This window comes from Cupriavidus sp. USMAA2-4 (assembly GCF_001854305.1).
Classification (GTDB): Bacteria; Pseudomonadota; Gammaproteobacteria; order Burkholderiales; family Burkholderiaceae; genus Cupriavidus; species Cupriavidus malaysiensis.
Map to the genome: position 1 here is coordinate 637262 of NZ_CP017748.1, position 21468 is coordinate 658729.

At 62.9% G+C, this 21468-nt stretch carries 18 protein-coding genes, 3 pseudogenes and 1 riboswitch; of the genes and pseudogenes, 8 read left to right on the forward strand and 13 right to left on the reverse strand.

What is annotated here, in order from left to right; translation table 11 throughout:
* Positions 1–24: 24 nt before the first annotated feature.
* A pseudogene (locus BKK79_RS42265) lies at positions 25–111 on the reverse strand (aldehyde dehydrogenase family protein); the annotation flags it as partial.
* Positions 112–130: 19 nt separating this feature from the next.
* Entirely contained in the window at positions 131–592 is a 462-nt protein-coding gene (locus tag BKK79_RS02770) for a nuclear transport factor 2 family protein (RefSeq protein WP_071012495.1), read from the reverse strand.
* A gap of 412 nt (positions 593–1004) precedes the next feature.
* On the opposite strand from BKK79_RS02770, the gene BKK79_RS02775 reads away from it, so the two are divergent.
* Both BKK79_RS02775 and BKK79_RS02780 read left to right on the forward strand, forming a co-directional pair.
* Positions 1005–1769, forward strand: a complete 765-nt coding sequence (locus tag BKK79_RS02775; protein WP_084084460.1) for a glutathione S-transferase family protein — start codon at positions 1005–1007, stop codon at positions 1767–1769.
* Positions 1770–2091: 322 nt separating this feature from the next.
* Positions 2092–4212, forward strand: coding sequence for a TonB-dependent siderophore receptor (locus tag BKK79_RS02780; RefSeq protein ID WP_071037042.1), 2121 nt, complete (start codon positions 2092–2094; stop codon positions 4210–4212).
* Between the two features lie 194 nt (positions 4213–4406).
* Here BKK79_RS02780 and BKK79_RS02785 read toward each other — a convergent pair whose 3' ends face one another.
* Together BKK79_RS02785 and BKK79_RS02790 are read right to left on the reverse strand one after the other, a co-directional pair.
* Positions 4407–5366 (reverse strand): alpha/beta hydrolase, encoded by a 960-nt coding sequence (locus BKK79_RS02785; RefSeq protein WP_071012492.1) that lies wholly within the window; start codon positions 5364–5366, stop codon positions 4407–4409.
* 133 nt (positions 5367–5499) lie between these two features.
* Positions 5500–6132, reverse strand: a complete 633-nt coding sequence (locus BKK79_RS02790; RefSeq protein WP_071012491.1) for a LysE family translocator — start codon at positions 6130–6132, stop codon at positions 5500–5502.
* Between the two features lie 20 nt (positions 6133–6152).
* Positions 6153–6235: riboswitch (ZMP/ZTP riboswitch) on the reverse strand.
* A gap of 144 nt (positions 6236–6379) precedes the next feature.
* On the opposite strand from BKK79_RS02790, the gene BKK79_RS02795 reads away from it, so the two are divergent.
* The 3 genes and pseudogenes from BKK79_RS02795 to BKK79_RS42270 all read left to right on the forward strand — a co-directional run.
* The gene (locus tag BKK79_RS02795; protein WP_071037043.1) at positions 6380–6592 is read left to right on the forward strand and encodes a serine hydrolase; all 213 of its coding nucleotides are present in this window, start codon (positions 6380–6382) and stop codon (positions 6590–6592) included.
* Between the two features lie 140 nt (positions 6593–6732).
* Positions 6733–7722, forward strand: coding sequence for an MBL fold metallo-hydrolase (locus tag BKK79_RS38775; RefSeq protein WP_197523903.1), 990 nt, complete (start codon positions 6733–6735; stop codon positions 7720–7722).
* Positions 7723–7740: 18 nt separating this feature from the next.
* Positions 7741–7881 (forward strand): annotated as a pseudogene (locus BKK79_RS42270) (IS30 family transposase); the annotation flags it as partial.
* An 8-nt stretch (positions 7882–7889) separates the two neighbouring features.
* Here BKK79_RS42270 and BKK79_RS40175 read toward each other — a convergent pair.
* From BKK79_RS40175 to guaB, 4 genes and pseudogenes are all read right to left on the reverse strand, one after another.
* Positions 7890–8009: pseudogene (locus tag BKK79_RS40175) on the reverse strand (Arm DNA-binding domain-containing protein); the annotation flags it as partial.
* Positions 8010–8310: 301 nt separating this feature from the next.
* Entirely contained in the window at positions 8311–9930 is a 1620-nt protein-coding gene (gene guaA, locus BKK79_RS02805; RefSeq protein WP_071037045.1) for a glutamine-hydrolyzing GMP synthase, read from the reverse strand.
* Entirely contained in the window at positions 9905–10528 is a 624-nt protein-coding gene (locus BKK79_RS02810) for a hypothetical protein (protein ID WP_071012486.1), read from the reverse strand. Before BKK79_RS02810 ends, guaA begins: the two co-directional genes overlap by 26 nt.
* A 152-nt stretch (positions 10529–10680) precedes the next feature.
* Positions 10681–12144, reverse strand: a complete 1464-nt coding sequence (gene guaB, locus BKK79_RS02815) for an IMP dehydrogenase (protein ID WP_071012485.1) — start codon at positions 12142–12144, stop codon at positions 10681–10683.
* 124 nt (positions 12145–12268) lie between these two features.
* Here guaB and BKK79_RS02820 point away from each other — a divergent pair, with 124 nt between their 5' ends.
* Positions 12269–13228, forward strand: coding sequence for a DMT family transporter (locus tag BKK79_RS02820; RefSeq protein WP_071012483.1), 960 nt, complete (start codon positions 12269–12271; stop codon positions 13226–13228).
* Positions 13229–13314: 86 nt separating this feature from the next.
* Positions 13315–13806, forward strand: a complete 492-nt coding sequence (locus tag BKK79_RS02825; protein ID WP_071037046.1) for a DUF4124 domain-containing protein — start codon at positions 13315–13317, stop codon at positions 13804–13806.
* A gap of 43 nt (positions 13807–13849) precedes the next feature.
* Here the strand turns inward: BKK79_RS02825 and BKK79_RS02830 are convergent, their stop codons facing one another.
* Positions 13850–14194, reverse strand: a complete 345-nt coding sequence (locus BKK79_RS02830; RefSeq protein ID WP_071012479.1) for an RnfH family protein — start codon at positions 14192–14194, stop codon at positions 13850–13852.
* Entirely contained in the window at positions 14181–14618 is a 438-nt protein-coding gene (locus tag BKK79_RS02835) for a type II toxin-antitoxin system RatA family toxin (RefSeq protein WP_071012477.1), read from the reverse strand. The genes BKK79_RS02830 and BKK79_RS02835 overlap by 14 nt, the downstream gene beginning before the upstream one ends.
* A 160-nt stretch (positions 14619–14778) precedes the next feature.
* Here BKK79_RS02835 and smpB point away from each other — a divergent pair, with 160 nt between their 5' ends.
* A complete protein-coding gene (gene smpB, locus BKK79_RS02840; protein WP_257786938.1) occupies positions 14779–15264 on the forward strand; it encodes an SsrA-binding protein SmpB in 486 nt (161 codons plus the stop codon).
* 271 nt (positions 15265–15535) lie between these two features.
* Here smpB and BKK79_RS02845 read toward each other — a convergent pair whose 3' ends face one another.
* The 3 genes from BKK79_RS02845 to tssL are packed head-to-tail and all read right to left on the reverse strand — an operon-like array spanning position 15536 to position 21461.
* Positions 15536–16285, reverse strand: a complete 750-nt coding sequence (locus tag BKK79_RS02845; RefSeq protein WP_157903199.1) for a TagF domain-containing protein — start codon at positions 16283–16285, stop codon at positions 15536–15538.
* Complete coding sequence (tssM, locus tag BKK79_RS02850; protein ID WP_071037048.1) at positions 16264–20145, reverse strand: type VI secretion system membrane subunit TssM; 3882 nt, start codon at positions 20143–20145, stop codon at positions 16264–16266. Before tssM ends, BKK79_RS02845 begins: the two co-directional genes overlap by 22 nt.
* A gap of 11 nt (positions 20146–20156) precedes the next feature.
* Positions 20157–21461, reverse strand: coding sequence for a type VI secretion system protein TssL, long form (tssL, locus tag BKK79_RS02855; RefSeq protein WP_071037049.1), 1305 nt, complete (start codon positions 21459–21461; stop codon positions 20157–20159).
* Between the last annotated feature and the right edge of the window lie 7 nt (positions 21462–21468).

Consider the following 21468-nt stretch of genomic DNA (forward strand, 5'->3'; position numbering starts at 1 on the left):
TCTATCCCCCACTTTCCCATTTCGCGCCCGAGCCCCGAATTCATCCCCATAGGGAATGATGGTCAGCACGGGCCCGAAGACCTCTTCGCGCGCGATGCGCATCTGGTTCGCCTCTCGCCCCTTGCCAGGACTAGGACGCCGCTGTCGGAGCCGCCGCGGAGCGAGCCTGCGCGGTCAATGCGTTCCACGCCGCCAGGGAGTCCATGTAGTCTCTCCAGTGCGCGATCTTCCGGTTCTCGATCTCGATGATGGAGCAGAACCGGTTGTCGTATGTCACGCCGGTCGCCAGGATGGTCCCGTGGACCTCGTATTCGATGACGACGACGCGCGCCCCTTCCGTCCGGTGGACAAGCAGCCGGTCCGCGGATTGCAGGGCGATGTTGTCGACATAGCCCCTGAACGCTGCCATCAGGTCGGTCCGCCCCCGAATGACGCGAGGCCAACCGGGGAAGTCATAGCGCACCTCGTAGACGGTGCCGTCGGTGACGACATCGAAGAAGTGCTCGCCATCGACAAGATCCCCCAGCGCCCCTCGGACGAGATCGAAGTATGGGGCGGCGGGCTTGTAGGCGGCGTATTTCGTCTTGGACATGCGAGACTCCCTTCTCGGACGGCGCAGTGGCTGACAAACGAGCGTCGAATATAAGCGGAAATCGTCTCCTGAAGAAGATCCACCGCGCAGCGGATGGCAGATCTCGTGGCTGTTCAAGGAAGGCGGCCATGAGAAGGAAATCTTCTCCACGGGGCACCACATGCGCACGGAGGGGAACAGCGCTTGCGCCACGCATAGCGTGCTGGTCAACGAGCCGAAGCCGAAGGTGGCCGAAACCGGCGACAGTACCTCTGCATGGTCGGCAAGCGGGCCTGACGCGAGCGACACTCCAAGTTTCCGGGGGCACATCTCGCATTGCGCTTTTGCAATCGGAGCTTGCCATCCGGCCTATTCTGATTTCGCTAGTGCACGACTACAGTCGTCCCATCTGCCACCCGCCTCGAACCACACCATGGACGCATCGGTACCTTCCGCCACGCAGATCGGCCTCCCGGAACCGCGCGCAAGCCTCGCCGATGCGCGGCACGCGGCGCCGGACCTGGTGCTGGTGTCGCACACCTTGTGTCCCTACGTCCAGCGCGCGGCCATCGTGCTGGCGGAAAAGGGCGTGGCGTTCGAGCGCCGGGACATCAACCTGGCGGACAAGCCGGACTGGTTCAGGAACATCTCGCCATTGGGCAAGACACCGGTGCTGCTGGTGGGCGACGAGGCGATCTTCGAGTCTGCCGTCATCTGCGAGTACCTCGACGAGACGGCACTGCCCCGCCTGCACCCGACGAACGCTCTGCAGCGGGCGCAACATCGATCGTGGATGGAGTTCGGCTCGGCGCTGCTGAATTCGATCGGGGCGTTCTACAACGCCACTGACGAACCCGTGTTGATCGCGCGCGCGGGCGAAATCCAAGCCCGCTTCGCGCAGATCGAGGCCGCGCTCAGCGACGGGCCGTACTTCGCAGGCGAGCCCTTCAGCATCGTCGATGCGGTCTTCGGACCTGTGTTCCGGTATTTCGACGTATTCGATGCGATCGGCGACTTCGGTTTCCTGGAGGGCTTGCCGAAGGCGCGGAACTGGCGCCGCGCCTTGGCGATGCGGCCATCGGTCGTCGAGGCGGTACGCGCGGACTATCCGATGCTGCTCCGCGCGTTTCTGTTGGGCCGCCGCTCAGCGCTGTCGCGACGCATGGCGCCGTCGCTCACAGCTGGCCTCCAGGTATAACCAGCGCAACGCATAGCCATCACGTTGCGGGAGCCGCCGTCCGCGAAGGCTTTCTCTGCGTGGGCATAGCAGGCCATGGCCCGCAAGTTCGCGGGCCGCCGCCCCTTCCATGGCGCGTTCGATCGCAGCCTCCAGCCTCATGTCGTGTCCCCAGCCGAAAGCGTGCAAGGAACGCGCACCGGAACTGCTGCGCTTTCTGCGCATGGACCTTGGGCATGATCCATCAGCCCGAAAGCAAAGACCTCTCGGCATTAATTCAAATGAGACGTATTTGCATTTGTTGAGGTATATTAGTGCGTAGAGCCTCACACTCAGTTTGAACATGTCTTTGACTCCGCCGTACCCGCGCAGCTTGATTGCACGCCATTTCTGTCACGTCAGCTTGCTTCTTCTTCCCATATCGGACTTCGCATACGCCGATGCTGACGCCCTTCCAGACTCCGAATTGCCCGAGGTAAGGGTCGCCGCGAGCGCTGCATCGAAGTACGTCCCGACAGAAGCCGGAGGTGCCACGCGCACTGAAACACCCTTGCGCGAGGTGCCGCAATCCGTTCGCGTGGTCACGTCAGCGCTCATCGAAGACCTTGGCGCAACGCGCCTGTCTGACACTGTGGACTATGTGAGCGGTATCGCCAGGCAAAACGATTTCGGCGGGACGTGGGACAACTATGCCATTCGGGGCTTCAGCAGCACCGATATGGGCTACCTGGTAAATGGTTTTCCAGGATCCCGCGGTTATAGTCCCATGCGGGATACGGCCACTGTAGAGCGCTTCGAATTTCTGAAAGGTCCGGCAGCGGCGCTGTACGGCAGTAGTGAGCCCGGAGGAACGATCAACATCGTCACCAAGAAGCCGAAGTTCACGCGGTCGACGGCGGCTGAGGTCAGTGGCGGCACGCTTGGCTTCGCGCGCGCAACCGTAGACACGACCGGGCCAGTCAACGACAAGTTTGCCTACCGTCTGAACATGATGGCAGAAGACGGTGCCAGCCGCAGTTCGCTCATCGACAACCACAAGTACCTGATCGCCCCTGCGCTGGCCTGGGCCATAGACAATGACACGCTGCTCCAGTACGAGGGAGAGTTCATGCGTGTGCAAACACCGTTGGACCGCGGCGTTATCAACGTGAACGGCAAACTCGTGCTGCCACGTGACCGATACTTGCAAGAGCCGAACGACCCTAACCTCCATCTCTCAAGCAACACGCACCAACTGACACTCGAGCGGGACCTCGCCCCTGGTTGGCGCACGCGGTTCGGCGTGAGCTACAAGGAATCCGGTTTCGAAGGCAACGCAGCCGAGTTCGGAAGCCTGCTGGCAGACGGCCGCACGCTGACGCGGCGCAATAGCTGGCGCTCGTTGCCGTCGCGCGATACGTCTGTCCAAGCCGAAGTGGAAGGGAACTTCAACACCGGCGGAATCGGCCATCGCATGATGGTTGGTCTCGATGTGTCACGGCTGTACATGGGCATGGACATCGCGTACTCGAATCCCCCGATGAATCGGTATGCAATCGATATCTACAACCCTGTCTACGGGCAAGCGAAGCCGCCGGTAACTCTGAGTACATCCACGCGAGAGAACCAGCGAAACTTCGGTGCATACATGCAAGACGAGATCTCGCTTGGGGAGAAGTGGAAGCTGCTGGGCGGAGTACGGTTTGATAGCTATCAGCAGTCAGTCGACAACCTCATCACTGCGAAGACAAGCAGTCAGAATCAAACGGCCGTGTCGCCACGCGTAGGACTCACCTGGCTGCCGACCGCCGAGATTTCGACATACCTGTCGTTCGGGAAATCGTTCCGGCCGAACACCGGTGTGGACGAATCCGGCAACGCCTTCAGTCCCCAGCACGGCCGTGCAGTGGAGGCTGGTGTGAAATGGCAGTCCAGCGATGCCAGGCTCGGTGCAACGCTGTCTGTGTACGACATTCAGAAGCGCAACGTGCTCACCCGCAGCCCGACCAACCCGAACTTCAACATTGCAGCCGGCGAAGCCACGAGCCGCGGCGTTGAAATCGATGCCTTTGGTCAAGTGGACCAGAACTGGCGCATCAGCACAAGTTTCTCGCTGATTGATGCAAAGGTCACCGAAGACAACGCCATCGCAGCTGGGACACGCCTTACCAACATCCCCAAGGTGAGCGCGAGCTTGCTGGCAATCCGCGAAGACGCCATGCCATGGATCGGTGGCCGCTATGGCGTTGGTGCGGGCGTTGTCTATGCTGGTTCGCGCTCCGGCAACGCGACGGACACCTACTCGCTGCCGGCATACGCAACCGTAAAGCTGGTCTCGTACTGGCAGATTGACCGCCGTACCAAGGTCTATCTCGACATCCACAACCTGTTCGACAAGACCTACTATCCTGCCTCATGGGGCAACCTTGCAATCATTCCCGGTCTCGGCAGACAGTTCGTCGCCGGCTTGCGATATCAATTCTGACTACCGGCGCGTGAGGCGTGCCGAGATCATGGGAATATCGGGTCCGCTCTCCCAATTATCCGGCGCCTTGGCATGGACGGAGCCCGCCCCCCAGAAAGGCAACTTGGCCTGCCTGACAGCCTACGCGATCATCTCTGCCTGCTGGCGGGCGCGGGGCTGGGCATCGCCAATACTCCTGCGACCAACTCACGCGGTCACGCGCGCGGTCCGTTGCTGGCGATCTCCCGCAGGAATCGGATCGAAGCCTGTTCCAGTTGCGCGATACCTGGCGCCTCCACTGGAAAGTGGCCGCAGTTTTCCAGCATCACCAATCTCTTCTCGCCCTTGATGCGGTCGAAGAACTGCCGGCTCGATTCGAAGCCCGTCCAGCGATCGTTTGCGGGATGTGCCAGCAGGAGAGGACAGTGGTCGAAGTCCTCGGGCTCGACTTCCGGCCGCACGGCGAAAATCGACTGCATGAAATTGACCGGCACACGTACGCCGCCGCCGTAGGGATCCTCGGCAACGAGCCGGTTCAGCGATGGATCGTTCGACATCGCGTCCATCTTGGTAAACCACTTCACGGGCAGCCTCAGTCTGCCGATCAGAGGCGCGCAGCAGGGCAACAGGGGCATCATGACGTGGCGCACCAGCGCGTTGCGCGCAAACTGCTGTTTCACCAGCGGCGTCCGCGGATCCGCAAGGGTTGTGGCGATCACGCCAGCAATGGGGCCGTCTCCCATCCGTGCCGCGCACAGGTAAGCCAGATAGCCACCAAGGCTTCCGCCGCACAAGACCACGCGTCGCCCGGTGTGCCGGTACTCGATGGTTGCCAGATCGCATAGCAAGTCGGACCACGCCTCATAAGAGACCAGTGAAGGAGGCGCCTGACTCAACCCATACCCCGGTAGATCCGGAGCGACGACCTCGTAGCCTGCGCTGTGCAATAGCTTGCCAATCGGCGCGAACAACCGGCCGTATCCCCCTCCTCCATGCACGACGATCACGGTCAGCGGCGACGCTGCGCAGGGAAATCGATCAACATGGATCGATGCTCCTTTCCAGGGGAGCCACTCTTCATTCGGGCCGCTGGCCGTGGTGACTCGCGCATGTGCGGGAAAAAAGGATTGGTACTGTTTCCAATAGGTTTCCGTCTTGTAGCTTGCCTGGGGCATCGGTAGATTGTGTGCGGAACGCGTTATCCAGGGCGATCCCTCAACTGTTGGGGGGCGTGGAAGGTCAGCATCGATCCGCGTTGCGCAGACCTTCTTTAACGCAGGGGCGACATACAGCCCATGCGAGGCGTCGCTATTTCCTGGACTCGCATGCCATCCGTACCGCCAGACCTGTCAGAACGCTTCCCATCAGCCAGCGCTGCACCAATAGCCACGACGGGCGTCCCGACAGGAAGATCGATATCGATCCGGCTGTCACGACGATCAGTGCGTTGACGGCAAGGCTGATCGAAATCTGAACGCTGCCAAGCGCCAGCGATTGCGCAAGAACACTGCCATGTCCTGGCGTAATGAACTGGGGCAGCAGCGACAGATACATGATGGCGATTTTTGGATTCGCCAGGTTAGTGATAAACCCCATGCCAAAGAGCTTCATTGGGGTATCGACCGGCAGGTCACGCACGGCAAATGCGGATCGTCCGCCTGGCCTGACCGCTTGCCAGGCAAGATACAAAAGATATAAAGCACCACCAAAGCGAAGCGCATCGTATGCGTAAGGCACTGCAAATACAAAGGCCGTAATTCCGAATGCCGCACAGAGCATGTAGAATACAAAGCCCAGCGCAACACCCCCCAACGAAATGAGGCCTGCACGTCTACCTTGGCAAATTGAGCGGGAAATCAGATAGACCATGTTCGGCCCCGGCGTCAAAACCATTCCCAACGCCACAAGAGCGAACATGAGCAATTGTGTGAAATCAGGCATAACCCATCTCCATGGATAGTAGGTAATGCCCAGGCGCGCGGCGGCAGCAAACTCACGCTCCCCGATAGTGTTCTATCTATATGCGCCAGTCACGCGAGTGAAGAGATCCTAGCACGTCTTCTCGTCTGCCGTCTCGATCCGAGCGTCCGCCGGCGTGCCCCTGCTCTTCCTCAGTACGCCGACACACAACTCCCGCGCGATTTGCTACATTCAGCGTCTGCCCCGGACTAAGAGATGAGCGCCTCACATGCTGGAAGAGTTCGATGACTTTGTCGAAGCGCCGATGGCTGAATGGCAATTGCCGGGCCTCGCGCTGGCCGTGACCAAGGAGCGGGAGACGATCCTGATGGAAGGCTATGGCGTTCGCGACGTCGACTCGCGATTGCCGGTGACCTCCGGCATTTGGAGCCGAGTCGCGATCTTCGTGACACCTATTGGCACTAGAGCCTCGCCTATCTAGCGGCCGGACATATCGCGGAACGTATCGCAGGCATGCGCCATGGATGCATTCGTCAGCGCGATTTTGCTGATTGTTTTAAGCAACATTCCGTCTTTAACGCTAAAAAATTCGACCGGCTGGAATCTAAGAAGGATAGTATCGTGTTACTCAAAGAAGTGGACAGCTGTGAAGTTCTTGTTCTTCTCGACAATGTCAGTGATCTTCTTTCCTCGCTTCCAGAACGTGTAACTGGCGAGGTTTCCAACATTGTGAGAGCCGGTGCGTCCCAATTGACCGGACGGTGCCTGTGTTGTGCGCAATGGGGTCTTTCCCTGGTGATCAAGACTACGCTCAACGGCAAAACGCATACGGTCCTGTTTGATAGCGGCCCGGAAGGCTATGCGATCAAACGAAACGGCGAGAGGCTTGGTCTGCGTTTCGGAGATATTGACGCAGCGGTCTTCTCTCATGGCCACTGGGACCATGTCGGGGGGATGTTGACAGCGATCCAGTTGATCACCGATGCAAATGGTGACCGCAAGATCCCCGTACACGTGAATGACGGCATGTTCGTACCGCGAGCCGTGCATAAGCCGGGAGCCGATGGAGAGCTCCTCCCGTTCGATGAGGTGCCATCCAAAGAGCAGCTTTCCGCGGCCGGAGCCGAGATTGTCTCAAGCGATGACGCACGCACCCTGCTTGATGGGCATTTCCATCTGAGTGGCGAGATTCCGCGGCGAACATCATACGAGAACGGGCTGCCTGGACATTTTGCGCAGACGAACGACGGCGCTTGGCTACCGGATCCATTAATAAAAGATGAGCGATGGATGGCAGTAAACGTGGCAGGCCTTGGGGCGATAGTCTTTACCGCCTGTTCCCACGCCGGGGTCGTCAACGTGCTGCATCGCGCTCAGGAAGAGCTAGCGCCAATACCGCTATGGGGAGTCATGGGAGGTTTCCATCTCAGTGGTTCAGCCAGCGAGACGTTGATTCCGCAGACCATCAGTGATCTAGGGCAGTTCAATCTGAAACGCTTTGTGCCTGGTCATTGCACTGGCTGGCGTGCGACTCACAGGCTCGTCGAGGCATTCGGGGAGGAGAAAGTCGTGCCTTCTGCTGTGGGGCAGAGACACCTCTTTCAGGCTTGAAGGCGCCGCCGGCCAGCACGCATGGACGGCTGCACGGCCCAAGATGCCCTGGAGGGCTTTACACGAAAAACGAAGAAGCTGCCGACCTTTCTGCGCGAGAGTCTGACCTACGGTCGCGGAACTGAAATGACCTGCCATATCGAGCTCTTCCGGCGATTGAGACGCTAGTCGTAGCGGAAGGTGACGGTATTGGCGGGCGATACCGTCACGCACATCCCGTCCCGGTCAGAAACCTTATAAGTCAATGACTTAGGCTTGAGATTGCGCAGCGCTGTGTCGGTCAGCATCGAGGTTTTCTCCTGTTTTTTTTGACGGCTTTTACCGTCAGGGACCAGGAGACCCGCTGATGCCCGGAAAGCCGCATGAAACAAGCTTTCCCGAGAAGGCTTTTACCGTCAAAGACGGTAAAAGCCTCAATAGTGAACGTGAGTGTCTTAATCTCGCCTCAATTCTTACCGTCAGCTCTACCGTCAACCGTTCTTGCTGGCCGGCGATAGCTACCGATAACTGCCGCGACGTATTTCTTTACAAATCAACACGTTACGGCAGCTTTTCGATAACTGGCGATAGTCCCCGAAGGACCTCAAATCATTCCCACTCGATCGTCGCCGGCGGCTTGCCCGAGACGTCGTACACGACGCGGTTCAGCCCGCGTACCTCGTTGATGATACGGTTCGAGGTGCGGCCCAGCAGCGCGTACGGCAGGTGTGCCCAGTGCGCGGTCATGAAGTCCGTGGTCTGCACCGCGCGCAGCGCCACCACGTAGTCGTAGGTGCGGCCGTCGCCCATCACGCCGACCGACTTGACCGGCAGGAACACGGCGAAGGCCTGGCTGGTCAGGTCGTACCAGCTCTTGCCGACCTGCTCGGCGCCGCACAGGCCGGCGGCGGCGTCCTGCTCGGTGGCCAGGGTCTTGCGCAGTTCCTCGATGAAGATCGCATCGGCGCGGCGCAGCAGGTCGGCGTAGTCGCGCTTGACTTCGCCGAGGATGCGCACGCCCAGACCCGGGCCCGGGAAGGGGTGGCGGTAGACCATTTCGGGCGGCAGTCCCAGCGCCACGCCGAGCTCGCGCACTTCGTCCTTGAACAGGTCGCGCAGCGGTTCCAGCAGCTTCAGGCCCAGCGTCTCAGGCAGGCCGCCGACGTTGTGGTGGCTCTTGATGGTGGTGGCCTTCTTGGTCTTGGTGCCGCCCGACTCCACCACGTCCGGGTAGATGGTGCCCTGCGCCAGCCACTTGGCCTTGTTCAGCTTCTTGGCTTCGGCCTGGAACACTTCGACGAATTCGCGACCGATGATCTTGCGCTTCTGCTCGGGGTCGGTGACGCCGGCCAGGTGGCCGAGGAACTGTTCGGAGGCGTCGACGTGGACCACCTTGGCGTGCAGGCGGCCGGCGAACATGTCCATCACCATCTTGCCTTCGTCCAGGCGCAGCAGGCCATGGTCGACGAACACGCAGGTGAGCTGGTCGCCGATGGCGCGATGGATCAGCGCGGCGGCCACGGAGGAGTCCACGCCGCCGGACAGGCCGAGGATCACTTCCTCGTCGCCGACCTGCTCGCGGATCCTGGCCACGGCCTCGGCGATGTGGTCGCGCATGATCCAGTCGGCGCGCGCGCCGGCAATGCCCAGCACGAATCGCTCGATCAGCTCGCGGCCCTTCGCGGTATGGGTGACCTCGGGATGGAACTGCACGCCGTAGTAGCCGCGCGCCTCGTCGGCCATGCCGGCGATCGGGCAGCTCGGTGTGGAGGCCATCAGCTTGAAGCCTTCCGGCAGCGCGGTGACCTTGTCGCCGTGGCTCATCCAGACCTTGAGCATGCCATGGCCCTCGGGCGTGGCGAAGTCCTGGATGTCCTTGAGCAGCGCGGTGTGGCCGTGCGCGCGCACCTCGGCGTAGCCGAACTCGCGCTGGTCGCTCCACTCCACCTTGCCGCCCAGCTGCACGGCCATGGTCTGCATGCCGTAGCAGATGCCCAGCACCGGCACGCCCAGATCCCACACCGCCTGCGGCGCGCGCAGCTGGTGGTCTTCGTAGGTGCTGGCGTGGCTGCCCGACAGGATCACGCCCTTGGGGTTGTACTGGCGCACGAACTCGTCCGACACATCGTTCGGATGAATCTCGCAGTAGACGTGCGCCTCGCGGACGCGGCGGGCGATCAGCTGCGTAACCTGCGAGCCGAAATCAAGGATGAGGATTTTGTCGTGCATGATGTGCCGGTGGCGTTTCTTCTGGAGCGCTCTCCGTCATCACCTCCGTACCCGGCCCGTAGCCAGGCGGCGGCGTGATGACCGGCTCGCGCCGGGGTTCGTTTGATTGCGTCTGGCGCGCGGCGGGCGCGCCGTTGTTCCTTCTGGCGTCCTTGGCGGACGGCCGTTCCTGGTCCTGCTCGCGTTGATCGCGCTGTTCGCGCTCGCGCAGCCTGACTTTCTTCGCTGCGGGAATCTGCACCACCGCGAAGAAGGCAAGCACCACCGCGAGGGCGAGCAGCCAGATCTTGCCGGCGGGTTGCAGGGGTACGTCGAGGAAGAGTGTCCAGACCGCGACGATCAGCGCGCCCGCCAGGTTGACCTGGCCGACCGTGCGCGCCACCGCCACCGTCAGCTGCCCGTTGAGCGTGGCCTGCCACAGCAGCCAGGCCAGGCCGACCAGGGCCACGCCCAGCAGCTGTCCGTAGAACGCGGGCTGGGGCTGCGGCAGTTGCAGCGCGCTGTACAGCGTCGCCGACGGCGACAGCAGCAGCAACAGGCCGAGCAGCAGGTTGAGCACCGCGTCGAGAAACAGCACGCCTCGCAGCAATACCTTCATCCGAAGTCCTCCGCTAGGTTTTCCCGGGCGGGCGGATTCGCGCCGCGGCCACGGACGGCGATGCCGGACGGCCGCGGATGCCCGCGCCGTGCGCCTGCGCGCACCGGCCGGGCCCGCTTCTCGCGGTTGCCGGCCGGCGCGCCGCCGGGCGCTCAGTCGATGTGGTAGTTCGGTGCTTCCTTGGTGATCTGCACGTCGTGCACGTGCGACTCGCGCATGCCGGCCGCGGTGATCTGCACGAACTGCGAGGTCTCGTGCCAGTCGGCGATGGACTGGCTGCCGCAGTAGCCCATCGAGGCGCGCACGCCGCCGCACAGCTGGTGGATGATGGCCATCACCGAACCCTTGTAGGGCACGCGGCCTTCGATGCCTTCCGGCACCAGCTTGTCGACGTTGGCGGTGTTGTCTTCCTGGAAGTAGCGGTCGGCCGCGCCATCCTTCATCGCGCCCACCGAACCCATGCCACGGTAGCTCTTGAACGAGCGGCCCTGGAACAGGAACACCTCGCCCGGCGCCTCTTCGGTGCCCGAGAACATGCCGCCCATCATCACGGCATGCGCGCCGGCGGCCAGCGCCTTGGCGATATCGCCCGAGTAACGGACGCCACCATCGGCGACCAGCGGCACGCCCGTGCCCTTGAGCGCCTCGGCCACATTGGACACCGCGGTGATCTGCGGCACGCCCACGCCGGCCACGATCCGCGTGGTGCAGATCGAGCCGGGGCCGATGCCGACCTTGACGCCGTCGGCGCCGTGCTCGACCAGCGCGCGCGCCGCCTCGCCGGTAGCGATGTTGCCGCCGATGACCTGCACCTGCGGGAAGTTCTGCTTGACCCAGCGCACGCGGTCCAGCACGCCCTGGCTGTGGCCGTGGGCGGTGTCGACCACGATCACGTCGACGCCGGCCTTGACCAGCAGCTCGACCCGCTCGTCATTGTCCGGACCCACGCCGACCGCAGCGCCTACGCGCAGTTGGCCGTGATCGTCCTTGCTGGCCAGCGGGTGCTCGACCGCCTTCTGGATATCCTTCACCGTGATCAGGCCACGCAGCTCGAAAGCAGTGTTGACCACCAGCACGCGCTCCAGGCGGTGGCGGTTCATCAGGCGCTTGGCCTCTTCCAGGCTGGCGCCTTCCGCCACCGTGACCAGCTTCTCGCGCGGCGTCATCTTGGCGCGCACCGGCGCGTCCAGTTCTTCCTCGAAGCGCAGGTCACGGTTGGTGATGATGCCGACCACCGTCTTGCCTTCCAGCACCGGGAAGCCGGAAATGCCGTGCTGATGCGACAGGGCGATCACATCGCGGATCTTCATATCCGGCGAAATGGTGATCGGATCACGCAGCACACCCGATTCGTAGCGCTTGACGCGTGCCACTTCGCGGGCCTGGTCGGCCGGCTTCAGGTTCTTGTGGACGATGCCGATGCCGCCGGCCTGTGCCATCGCGATCGCCAGGCGCGCTTCCGTCACGGTGTCCATGGCGGCGGACACGAGCGGAATGTTCAGGTCGATCGAGCGGGTCAGGCGGGTGCGGAGGGAGACATCCCGGGGAAGGACGGCCGAATAGGCCGGGACGAGCAGCACATCATCGAAGGTGAGTGCTTTCTGGACAAGACGCATAGCAATTCCTCTAGGCGCAAAACCGAATTATACAGGAACCTCGCCGGCGCAGATGTGTCGGCGCACGCCGTCTGCTATCCTCGATTCCTTTTAGCCGCAGCACGGACGCCGCGGCGTCGTTGCCATGGGAATCGGGGTACTGTGCGGTCTGCTGGCCGGTGCGTTCTGGGGCATGGTGTTCATCGCCCCCAAGCTGCTGCCCGCCTTTTCCCCCTGGGAACTGGCGATCGGGCGCTACCTGGCCTACGGCCTGGTGGCGGCCATCGCCTCCCTGCCGCTGCTGCGCCGCATCGCGCGCAAGCTGACACGCGCCGACTGCGTCGCACTGCTGCGCCAGGCCTTCACCGGCAACCTGCTCTACTACGTGCTGCTGGCCTTCGGCGTGCAACTGGCCGGCGTCGGCCCCACTTCGCTGATCATCGGCATCCTGCCGATCTCGGTCACGGTGATGGGACGACGCGATCACGGCGCAGTGCCGATGGCGCGGCTGATCTGGCCGCTGCTGGTGGTCGCGGCCGGTATCGCCTGCATCAATATCGATCTGTTCGGCGGCGGCGCCAGCGCGCACGCGGCGGCGGCCGGCGCTGCCGTGCGGCCGGTGTGGGAGAAGGTCGCCGGCGTGCTGTGCGCGGCCGGCGCCCTGGTCTGCTGGACCCTGTATGCGGTGGACAACGCGCGCTACCTGCAGCGCAATCCCCAGTACAGCGGCAATGAGTGGTCCGCGCTGTATGGCATGTCGACCGGCGCGGCCTCGGTGGTGCTGGCGCTGGCCGGCTGGCTGTTCGCCGGCAGCGCGCCGGGCGGATCCGGCAGCGGACGTGACTGGCACTGGTTCTGGATGGTCAATGCCGCCGTCGCGCTGGGCGCCTCGCTGATCGGCAACAACCTGTGGAACATCTCGAGCCGGCGCCTGCCGCTGACGCTGTCGGGCCAGATGATCGTCTTCGAGACCCTGTTCGCGCTGGCCTACGGCTTCGTCTTCGACCACCGCTGGCCACGCCCGCTGGAGCTGGCCGCCATCCTGTTGCTGATCATCGGCGTGGCCTGGTCGGTGCGGTTGCACGCGGACGACAAGTCTGCCTAAACTAGCGCCCACGGCCGGTGTGGCGCGTGCGCCGCGCCGGCCCGCCAAGCCCGCCGCGCCAGCCAAACCCGACGCCCTGCCCCGCCATGAAACGAACGCCTGCGCTATGCCTGCTCGCCACCTGCCTGCTGCTGCCGGCCACCGCGTTCCCCCAGTGGCAGTGGCGCGACGGCAACGGCCGCATGGTCTACAGCGATGTGCCGCCGCCGCCCGGTGTGCCGGACGGCAGCATCCTCAAGGCGCCCGGACGCTTCGCCGGCAGCCTGCAGGCGCTCGATGTCAGCGCGCCGGCCCCACTGCCGGCCAAGCCGGGAGCGGCACTGGCAGGCGAGGAAGAGGCCTTCCAGAAGCGCCGCGCAGCACACTTGAAGCAGGAAACCGAACTGGCCCGGAAGGAAGCCCAGGAAGCGGAGCGCGAGACCCGCTGCTCCCAGCTGCGCAACTATGCCAACGGGCTCCAACAAGGCATCCGGATCGCCACCGTGGCGCCGGACGGCTCGCTCAATCGCCTCGACGGCAACCAGCGCCAGGCCGAATTGGAACGCACCAACGCCAACATCGAGCGCAACTGCATCTGAGCGCGTCCGGCTGGCGCCAGCCGGGCGCGTAGCGGGCTACCGGCTACTGGCCGCCGCCCCGCCACTTGTGTCCTTCCCGCGAGCCCGCCGCGCGGGTCTTCTGCACCCGCCGCTGGCGCGCCGACTTCGGATCGGCGACCAGCCCGCGATAGACCTCCACGCGGTCGCCTTCGCGCACCACGGTTTCCATCGTTTTCAGCTTGCCGAAGATGCCGACCCGCGCACTGGCAGGATCGATCTGCGGGCAGGCCTGCAACAGGCCCGCCGCGGCGATCGCCTGGGCAATGGTGGAGCCGGCCGATAATTCGACCTCGCGCAGGAAGACCTCGCCCGGCCGGGCGTAGCAGACCAGGGCTCGCACCTGCGCGGCGGCGTCATTGTCCCTCATAGACCACCTCGGCACGCTTGACGAAGGCATCGACGAAGGTATTGGCAATCATGCTGAAGACCGGCCCGATCAGCTTCTCCAGCAGGAAGCTGGAGAATTCGTAGTGCAGGTGGAAATCGATCTTGCAGGCATCCTCGCGCAGCGGCGTGAAGCGCCATGAACCCTTGAACACCTTGAAGGGACCGTCGGCGAAGGTCATGTCGATCTGGGTCGGGCGCTGCTGCACATTGCGCGTGTGGAAATACTGCTTGATGCCGTTGAAATGGATGTGAATCTTGGCGTCGAGCAGGGTCTCGGTCTGCTCGAACACCTCCACGCCGCCGCACCAGGGCAGGAACTTGGGATAGTCTTCGACGCGCGTGACCAGGTCGTACATTTGCGCGGCCGAATAACCGAGCAGCACGGATTTATGGACGTCTGCCATGAATGGGGAAAGACAGGGGCTGCCGGCGCATGTCGGACGCCGGCAGCGTCAGTGCCGGACGTGAACCGGTGCCGGGCCGGTTTGTTAGAATTGCGATTTTAGCCGACGCGCGCCTTCCAGGCATCCCGTCGGGCCGGCGCAGGCCATCCCGCCGCCGGCCGTGCCGCCCACCCGCCGTTCAGACCGGAACCGCATGACCATCGCAGACAACAAGAAAGCCTTCTTTGACTACTTCATCGAGGAACGATACGAAGCCGGCATCGTGCTCGAAGGCTGGGAGGTCAAGGCGATCCGCGCGGGACGCGTGCAGATCAAGGAAGGCTATGTGGTCGTGCGCGATGCGGAGATGTTCCTGATCGGCGCCCACATCAGCCCGCTGCAGAGCGCCTCCACCCACGTCAATCCCGACCCGGTGCGCACGCGCAAGCTGCTGCTGAAAGCGGACGAGATCAAGAAGCTGATCGGCAAGGTCGAGCAGCGCGGCTACACGCTGGTGCCGCTGAACCTGCACTACACACGCGGCCGGGTCAAGTGCGAGATCGGCCTCGCCAAGGGCAAGAAGCTGTTCGACAAGCGCGAGACCGAGAAGAACCGCGACTGGCAGCGCGAGAAGGCGCGCCTGCTCAAGGGCGGCGGCAAGGAATAGGCCGCCGCAGGGCATCCATCCGCCGACCCCTGAGCAATATCTATCAGCCGTACCGATCCGCCAAAGTGATGTGATTCATGAGCACCATGACTCTTGCGTGCGGCGAAGAATGCATCTGAAACTGGCCGGGTCAGCTGATTGATTTTCCATCCGAATCAGCGCTTTATAGAAGGCTCTGTGAATTCTTCATGAATCGCGGCAAGACCTGGACACTGCCACAAGCGTGGTTGCGTGGTTGTTCAGGGTGCAGGCCCAAAGACTAGTGGAGAGTCTAGAGATCGGCAAGCAATCGCCGAAGCGAAGACACGCAATCAATGTCAATTGCACGCCCCGTATTTGCCTGCCAGACGCTTCCGTGGCTGCCGCCGCGCAGCAGTGTTGGCGGCCAGTCACGCCGCACATCGACCAGCCCGGCCAGCGGTTCGCCCGGCAAGTCGCCCGAAGCCGCCTCATCGCGGGAATCCGCCAGCCGCTTGAGTACTGCGCTCAAACGGTCCCGCCAGCCCGGCCGGTAATTGGCCCACAGCGCATCCACCATGCCGTTCAAACCCGTGGGGCCCGGCAGGCGAGCGTGGTCGTGGACCACTTGCGCCAGATCCGTCAGCCAGTTCGCCGGTGCAGCAAGCATGAGCTCAGCCCATTTGGCGCTGGCCGCCTGCCAGACCACCAGTGAATAGCGCCGGCCGACCCGGTCGCGGGAAGCCGTCACGATACCAATCAGGTAGTCCGCATCACTCGGAAACCGCAGCCCATGTGGGCGCAGGATGAAATAGCAAGGCTCGCCCGCGCACAGCCCGGAATCTCTCACCAGGCTGGGTGGCGTCAAATGTAGCCAGTGGGGCCGGTGGCCGTCAACGGACGCCCCGGGCATCGCTCTCGATGCGCCGGCGTCCCCAGGCTCGAACCAGGTGCGCCACGCTTTTACCTGATGCAGCGGCGCATTGTGGCAGATGAAGGCGCCCGAATCCGGCAGTTTGCCGAAGATCGACGGCACGGAGATCATCCTGATCTTCCTGGACATTGGAAGCCCTGCAACAAACCCGTGGTCCATGGATTGGCAAGGCTGCCGGTGTTGATGTCGAGCTTGGCTTTGCGCCCATCGAAATCATATTCGGCAAGGAAATGGCTAGCCGTGGCTGAGCCGGCGAGCTTTCCTTTGGCAATGACCCGCAGCAAAGCCCACGGGCCATCGGCAGAGAGCGTCGAGGTATCCGGCCGAATGCGCGGACTGGCCGTTATTTCCACCCCCTGCCCGCCGCGTGGGCCAGGCCATGTCACTTTGAGCGGAATGACAGGGCCGTGTACGTAGCGCTGGCTCTGCCCGTCGAAATCCATGTTCAGCTCGACGATTTCGGGATCGAGCTCGACGACTTTCAGGTCGACCTTCCAGGCCATCTTCTTCGCGCCCGATTCGCGGAAGAATACCTCCCGGATTTCCTTGGCGCGCTGAAACGGCACCAGGCTCGGTCCGGCGATCGGCGGCACGTCAGGCGCAGTCAGCTTGTAGCGCCAGGGCGAGGTCGCGGAATCCACATGCGGAGCCAACACCTTCTGGAAGAAATCGTCCAGCACGCCGCCGGTGGAGAAGACCCGCGCAAAATCGTCCGGATCGACATCCTGCATCGAGGTCGGCGTGAATGGATACTTACCATCGATGGCGCTGCGGCAACTCTCGCCAATGACGGCATCCATCTGGGCGATCAGGATATCTCCGATGCCCTTGTTCACGTCGCGGGCCCCCTGCACCACCAGATCGGCGAGCACTGCCTTAAAGGGCGCCGGTAGCTTTTCCGCCTCCATGCGCAGTTGCGCGCCGGCCTCCGCAGGCGGCGGCAGATTGCGTGTATTCAGAGCGTTGTTGGCCACCACCAAGGTGGTGTAGTACGCATTGACCATGCCGGCAATGACATCGAGTTGCGCTTTGCCGCTCGCCCCCTGTCCGGCTGGCGAAGACGCATCCGCCTGTCCGGTGACGACTTCCCGAAGTGCTGCAAAGCGGCTGTCCAACAGTTCACGCTCCTGGCGTGCTTCGCTCCTGGCGCTCAAGCCGCCGACCTTGTCGGTCGCCTTATCCAGGACTGCGAGCGCCTTGTCGGCCAGCGACTTGTCCACCGGGTCAGCCGGCTGGCTCAGCGAGGTCTCGCGTACCGCTGCGCGACCAAGCCTTGCCAGCGGTGAGTCTGGTGCCGCGAAGTTACGCAGGATCTCCAGATCGAAGGCCAGATTGTTCCCAGTCACGGTCCGGATGTCGGACAAATACGTTTCCCATCGCTTAGCATACTCAAGCAGATAAAGGCGCCGAATCTCGCGCGTCAGAGGATCGTTGCCGTTCAGCTTGCCAGTGGCCGCGGCATCAAGCGTTTTTTTTTGAGCGCCCAGGCCGGTTCCGCGCCCCATCACCCATGCGTCAATGGCCTGCGCCTTGCCCAGGAACTCGGGCAGGCGAGCATTGAACAATTCGTGATAGCCCGCATAGGTGAACAGCCCGGGAATGCCGCGCTCCAGCGGTTCGCCGCTCGCCAGGGTAAAGACCATTCCTGCCTGTGGGCCAACGGCCCGCACGAGTGTGAAATCGTGCGGTGCCTCCTCCATCATGGCGGCCTTCGCCCGCTCATACAGCCGCTCGATGGAAGTGCTGCCGTCGAGCAAGTCCCGGGCAGTGCGAATCAAGGCCTCATTCCTGGCATAGGGAGACTGCACCGGACGGGCCCCGCCCAGCAGGTTGTTCAGGTGCTCGAGGACCGCCACCCTTCCGCCGAAAGCGTCGCCGCCATTTCCGATGGCCCAATCGCTCTGCACCCAGCTACGCACATCGGACGCGTTGAACTTGTCCTTGTCATGCAGCATCAGGTAAACGCGCAAGGTATCGTAGGTCTGCTTCGTATCCCGTGAATTCACCGCCTCCACCAGCACCGATTCGACGCGGCGTACCAGGTACGGGACCAGCAAGTGGTCCTCCAGCTTCGTATGGGTCTGCCGCGCGGCGTCCGCTACCGGCGGCACGCTGTAGAGGCCGTAGCGCCAGTCCATCGTTGGCGCGGACAGGTCCAGCCCGGTATATGCCGGCAGATCCTGAGCGGCGGCCAGCACATCCGGCATGGCAACCGGCTGCGGCTTCTTGTAGAACTCACTCACCGTCGCAGCCAGGGCCTTTGCTCTTCCCCGCACCACCTCCACATAGCTGCCATTGTGACCGAAGCTGGTGCAGAGGGCCGCAGCCAGCCACAGGAAGACGACCACCACCAGAGCGTGTCCGAGCCTGCGCAGGAGCCGGAAGCGGAATTCCCAGCGCAGGTTCGGCTTCACCAGATGCGCCTCGGGGATGATGATCTGCTTGAACACATCCTCAAGAAAGTAACTTCGGTTGCCGCTGACGGCCGCCAGACTCGGAACGCCCGCAGCCTCGCTCGCGGCCGTGGGATAGGGCTCGGACTCGCCCTCCCCGGATCCGCTGTCTAACGCTGCCTGATCGCGATCATGGCTCTCCAGAACCGTCGCATGGCTGGCGATGACGCGCGCCCCTGACTGGGCCGCACTGGTGAAATAGACTCCACGCAGCATGGATGTGCGTTCGGTGCGATCAAAACGCGAGCCAAGAAATATCTGCGAGAGCAGGTCGACGAGCGACCCCGTCAGGCTTTCCATGTCCTCCGGCAACCCGAACAGTGCTTTGTCCGGTGTCTTGCCGCATTCCTCCTCCAGGCGCGTATCTAGCCCGTGCCGTACGCGCTTGATCAGCAGCTCCATTTCCTCGCGGCACCGCTGCTCGAATGGCACCGTGGCTTCCCCGCGCTTACGCTTCTTTTCGCGAAGCGGAAACGTAAAGCCCCAGGGCCGGGCACGGCCTTCGCTGCTCAAGTCCTGAAAGTATTCAGCAAATCCTGCTAGCTGGTCCATCTTGGTGACCAGCACATAGACGGGAAAACGGATGCCCAAATCCTCACGCAGTTCCACCAGGCGGGCACGCAAACTGGCAGCCTCCGCAACACGTGCCTGCGGCGTCTGGGTCAACAGATCCTCGACGCTGATGGTCAGGACGACACCATTGATGGGGGCTCGGCTGCGGTATTTTCGCAGCAGGCCGAGGAACCCCGACCATTCCGCGGCGTCCATCCTCTGGTCCTGCTCATGATTCGTGTAACGGCCCGCGGCATCAATGAGAACGGCCTCATTGGTGAACCACCAGTCGGCGTGATCGGTGGCCTTGCGCGCCTTGGCCGCCTCGTTCATCTGCTCCGGCAGCGGAAACTGCAGCCCTGCGTTGAGCAGGGCTGTGGTCTTGCCGGCACCGGCAACGCCGAGGATCATGTACCAAGGCAGTTCATAGAGGTAGCGCCGGTCGTCGAGAAGGCGCATCGAGCCGCCACCCGACCGCATGCTCTTCAGTTGATTCAACGCACTCTGGACAGCCTTGTCCACCTTGGCGATACGGTCCTCGGCCACTACCTCCGGGCGCTTCCGACCGAAGTTGAGAATCTTCTCCAGCGCTGTCCCACCGGCCTGTGCCCGTCGCAGGAACTGATACGTCTCATAGGCGATCACCATGAAGATCAGTACTGCGATGATAACCACCCGGACGGTTGCCGAAGCCAGCGGATGCGACGCCCCGAACGCGAGCAGCGGCCCGGCATACCAGACCAGCAGGCATAGCACGGCCACCGCGATCGCTGCGAGCGACCATTTGAGAGTGATGAACAGCGCCAGGGCCAGCAACAGAACGATCGCAGCGACCCGGATGCCGGCACCGGCGAGGGGATGCATCCCGTTGAAACCCAGCAGGGGCCCGATGAACCAGATAGCGAGCCCCACCACGAGCAGCGCCACGAAGATCAGCATCTGACGCGAGAACAGTACGGCAGCACAACGTTTCAGGAAATTCATACCGTTCTTCTCTATGATTGCGTTACCACGATTTCCACGCGCCGGTTCCTGGAGCGCTCAGCCGCAGTCGTGTTTGGCCCGAGCGGCTCGCTGTCGCCCTTGCCGATTGCCTCCAGGCGGCCCTTGGCCACGCCCTTGCCGGCCAGATACTCGATCACCGTGGTGGCCCGTTCTTCGGAAAGCGCCTGGTTCGACGGAAACCTGGCCGTCTTGATCGGCACATTGTCGGTATGACCGATCACGGTCACCTTGCCCGTCACCTTGTTGATCTCGCTCGCCACCTTGTCCAACACAGGCAGGACCCTGTCGCTCACCTCCACCTGCCCGGCGCCGAACATGTCGTCGCCTCGGAAAGTGACTTCGCTGTGCACACTGTCCTCCTTGACGCTGACGACGCCTCTCGCGATCTCCTCCTTGAGCAGCTCTGCAAGCCGCAGCGCCTTTGGCGGCTCGGGCGGCGTGGCACGGCCAATCGCCAGAATCTGCTGCTCGAGATCGTGCGAGCGCAGCAGCAACTGGTACTTGAACCACGCAAACATCCCGAACAAGGTCAGGGTCAGCACACAGGCGGTGACCCACACCGGCACTGAGCGCATCAGCTTCAACTTGCCAGCCGGCTCGCCACGCCAGTGCGGCGACAGATCCTGTGGCACGCTTCCCCGCGCCGAGGTAATCAGGCTTAGCAGACGTTGACGGATAGCGGCAAGTTCACGATCCCCATCGGGCCGTTTGCCATAGCGGCCCTGAAAGCCCAGGCACAGGGTCTGGAAGATCACCTGGATGACGTCTATATGCTCCTGCGGCGAATTCACCAACCTGCCCAGCACCTGAAAGACCTTCTCTCCGCCATCATTCTCCTGGTGGCATTGGATCAGCAGGCTCTGCGTGGCCCAGTTGTATTCACGGCCCCAATATGTGGCGTTCGCCGCCTCGTCCAACGCCGTGCAGAGGGTGTAGCGGGCGGCCAGCACATGCTCGCGACGAATATTGGCTCGCTCGCAAACGGCCTGGAACTGGCGGATTTCCTCCATCAGGAGGCGCTTGAGTGCATCGGTCGCCGTGGCGGCGTGACGGAGGTCCGCTGGCAGGTCAGCCAGCGCGCGCAGCAAAGGCTGCGCCGCAGCCAACAGCGGATTGTCTGCCTTTGCGATACGCTCGGCACGCTGCTCCTGCGTTTCAGGAGTCATCCAGCGCCATGCGGTGCGTCTGGCTGGCGCGGCCGCCCGCGGGGCGCGGCCGGACGGAGCATTCAGCGCGGCATTGCCAAGCCCCCCCGGCTCTGTGGCAACGGTGGTACCGGTATTTTCGTCGTTCATGGTCTTT

Coding starts and splice junctions, on each gene's coding strand:
- BKK79_RS02770 (WP_071012495.1), bottom strand. CDS start 592: ATGTCCAAGACGAAATACGCCGCCTACAAGCCCGCCGCCCCATACTTC.
- BKK79_RS02775 (WP_084084460.1), top strand. CDS start 1,005: ATGGACGCATCGGTACCTTCCGCCACGCAGATCGGCCTCCCGGAACCG.
- BKK79_RS02780 (WP_071037042.1), top strand. CDS start 2,092: ATGTCTTTGACTCCGCCGTACCCGCGCAGCTTGATTGCACGCCATTTC.
- BKK79_RS02785 (WP_071012492.1), bottom strand. CDS start 5,366: ATGCCCCAGGCAAGCTACAAGACGGAAACCTATTGGAAACAGTACCAA.
- BKK79_RS02790 (WP_071012491.1), bottom strand. CDS start 6,132: ATGCCTGATTTCACACAATTGCTCATGTTCGCTCTTGTGGCGTTGGGA.
- BKK79_RS02795 (WP_071037043.1), top strand. CDS start 6,380: ATGCTGGAAGAGTTCGATGACTTTGTCGAAGCGCCGATGGCTGAATGG.
- guaA (WP_071037045.1), bottom strand. CDS start 9,930: ATGCACGACAAAATCCTCATCCTTGATTTCGGCTCGCAGGTTACGCAG.
- BKK79_RS02810 (WP_071012486.1), bottom strand. CDS start 10,528: ATGAAGGTATTGCTGCGAGGCGTGCTGTTTCTCGACGCGGTGCTCAAC.
- guaB (WP_071012485.1), bottom strand. CDS start 12,144: ATGCGTCTTGTCCAGAAAGCACTCACCTTCGATGATGTGCTGCTCGTC.
- BKK79_RS02820 (WP_071012483.1), top strand. CDS start 12,269: ATGGGAATCGGGGTACTGTGCGGTCTGCTGGCCGGTGCGTTCTGGGGC.
- BKK79_RS02825 (WP_071037046.1), top strand. CDS start 13,315: ATGAAACGAACGCCTGCGCTATGCCTGCTCGCCACCTGCCTGCTGCTG.
- BKK79_RS02830 (WP_071012479.1), bottom strand. CDS start 14,194: ATGAGGGACAATGACGCCGCCGCGCAGGTGCGAGCCCTGGTCTGCTAC.
- BKK79_RS02835 (WP_071012477.1), bottom strand. CDS start 14,618: ATGGCAGACGTCCATAAATCCGTGCTGCTCGGTTATTCGGCCGCGCAA.
- BKK79_RS02845 (WP_157903199.1), bottom strand. CDS start 16,285: ATGTCCAGGAAGATCAGGATGATCTCCGTGCCGTCGATCTTCGGCAAA.
- tssM (WP_071037048.1), bottom strand. CDS start 20,145: ATGAATTTCCTGAAACGTTGTGCTGCCGTACTGTTCTCGCGTCAGATG.
- tssL (WP_071037049.1), bottom strand. CDS start 21,461: ATGAACGACGAAAATACCGGTACCACCGTTGCCACAGAGCCGGGGGGG.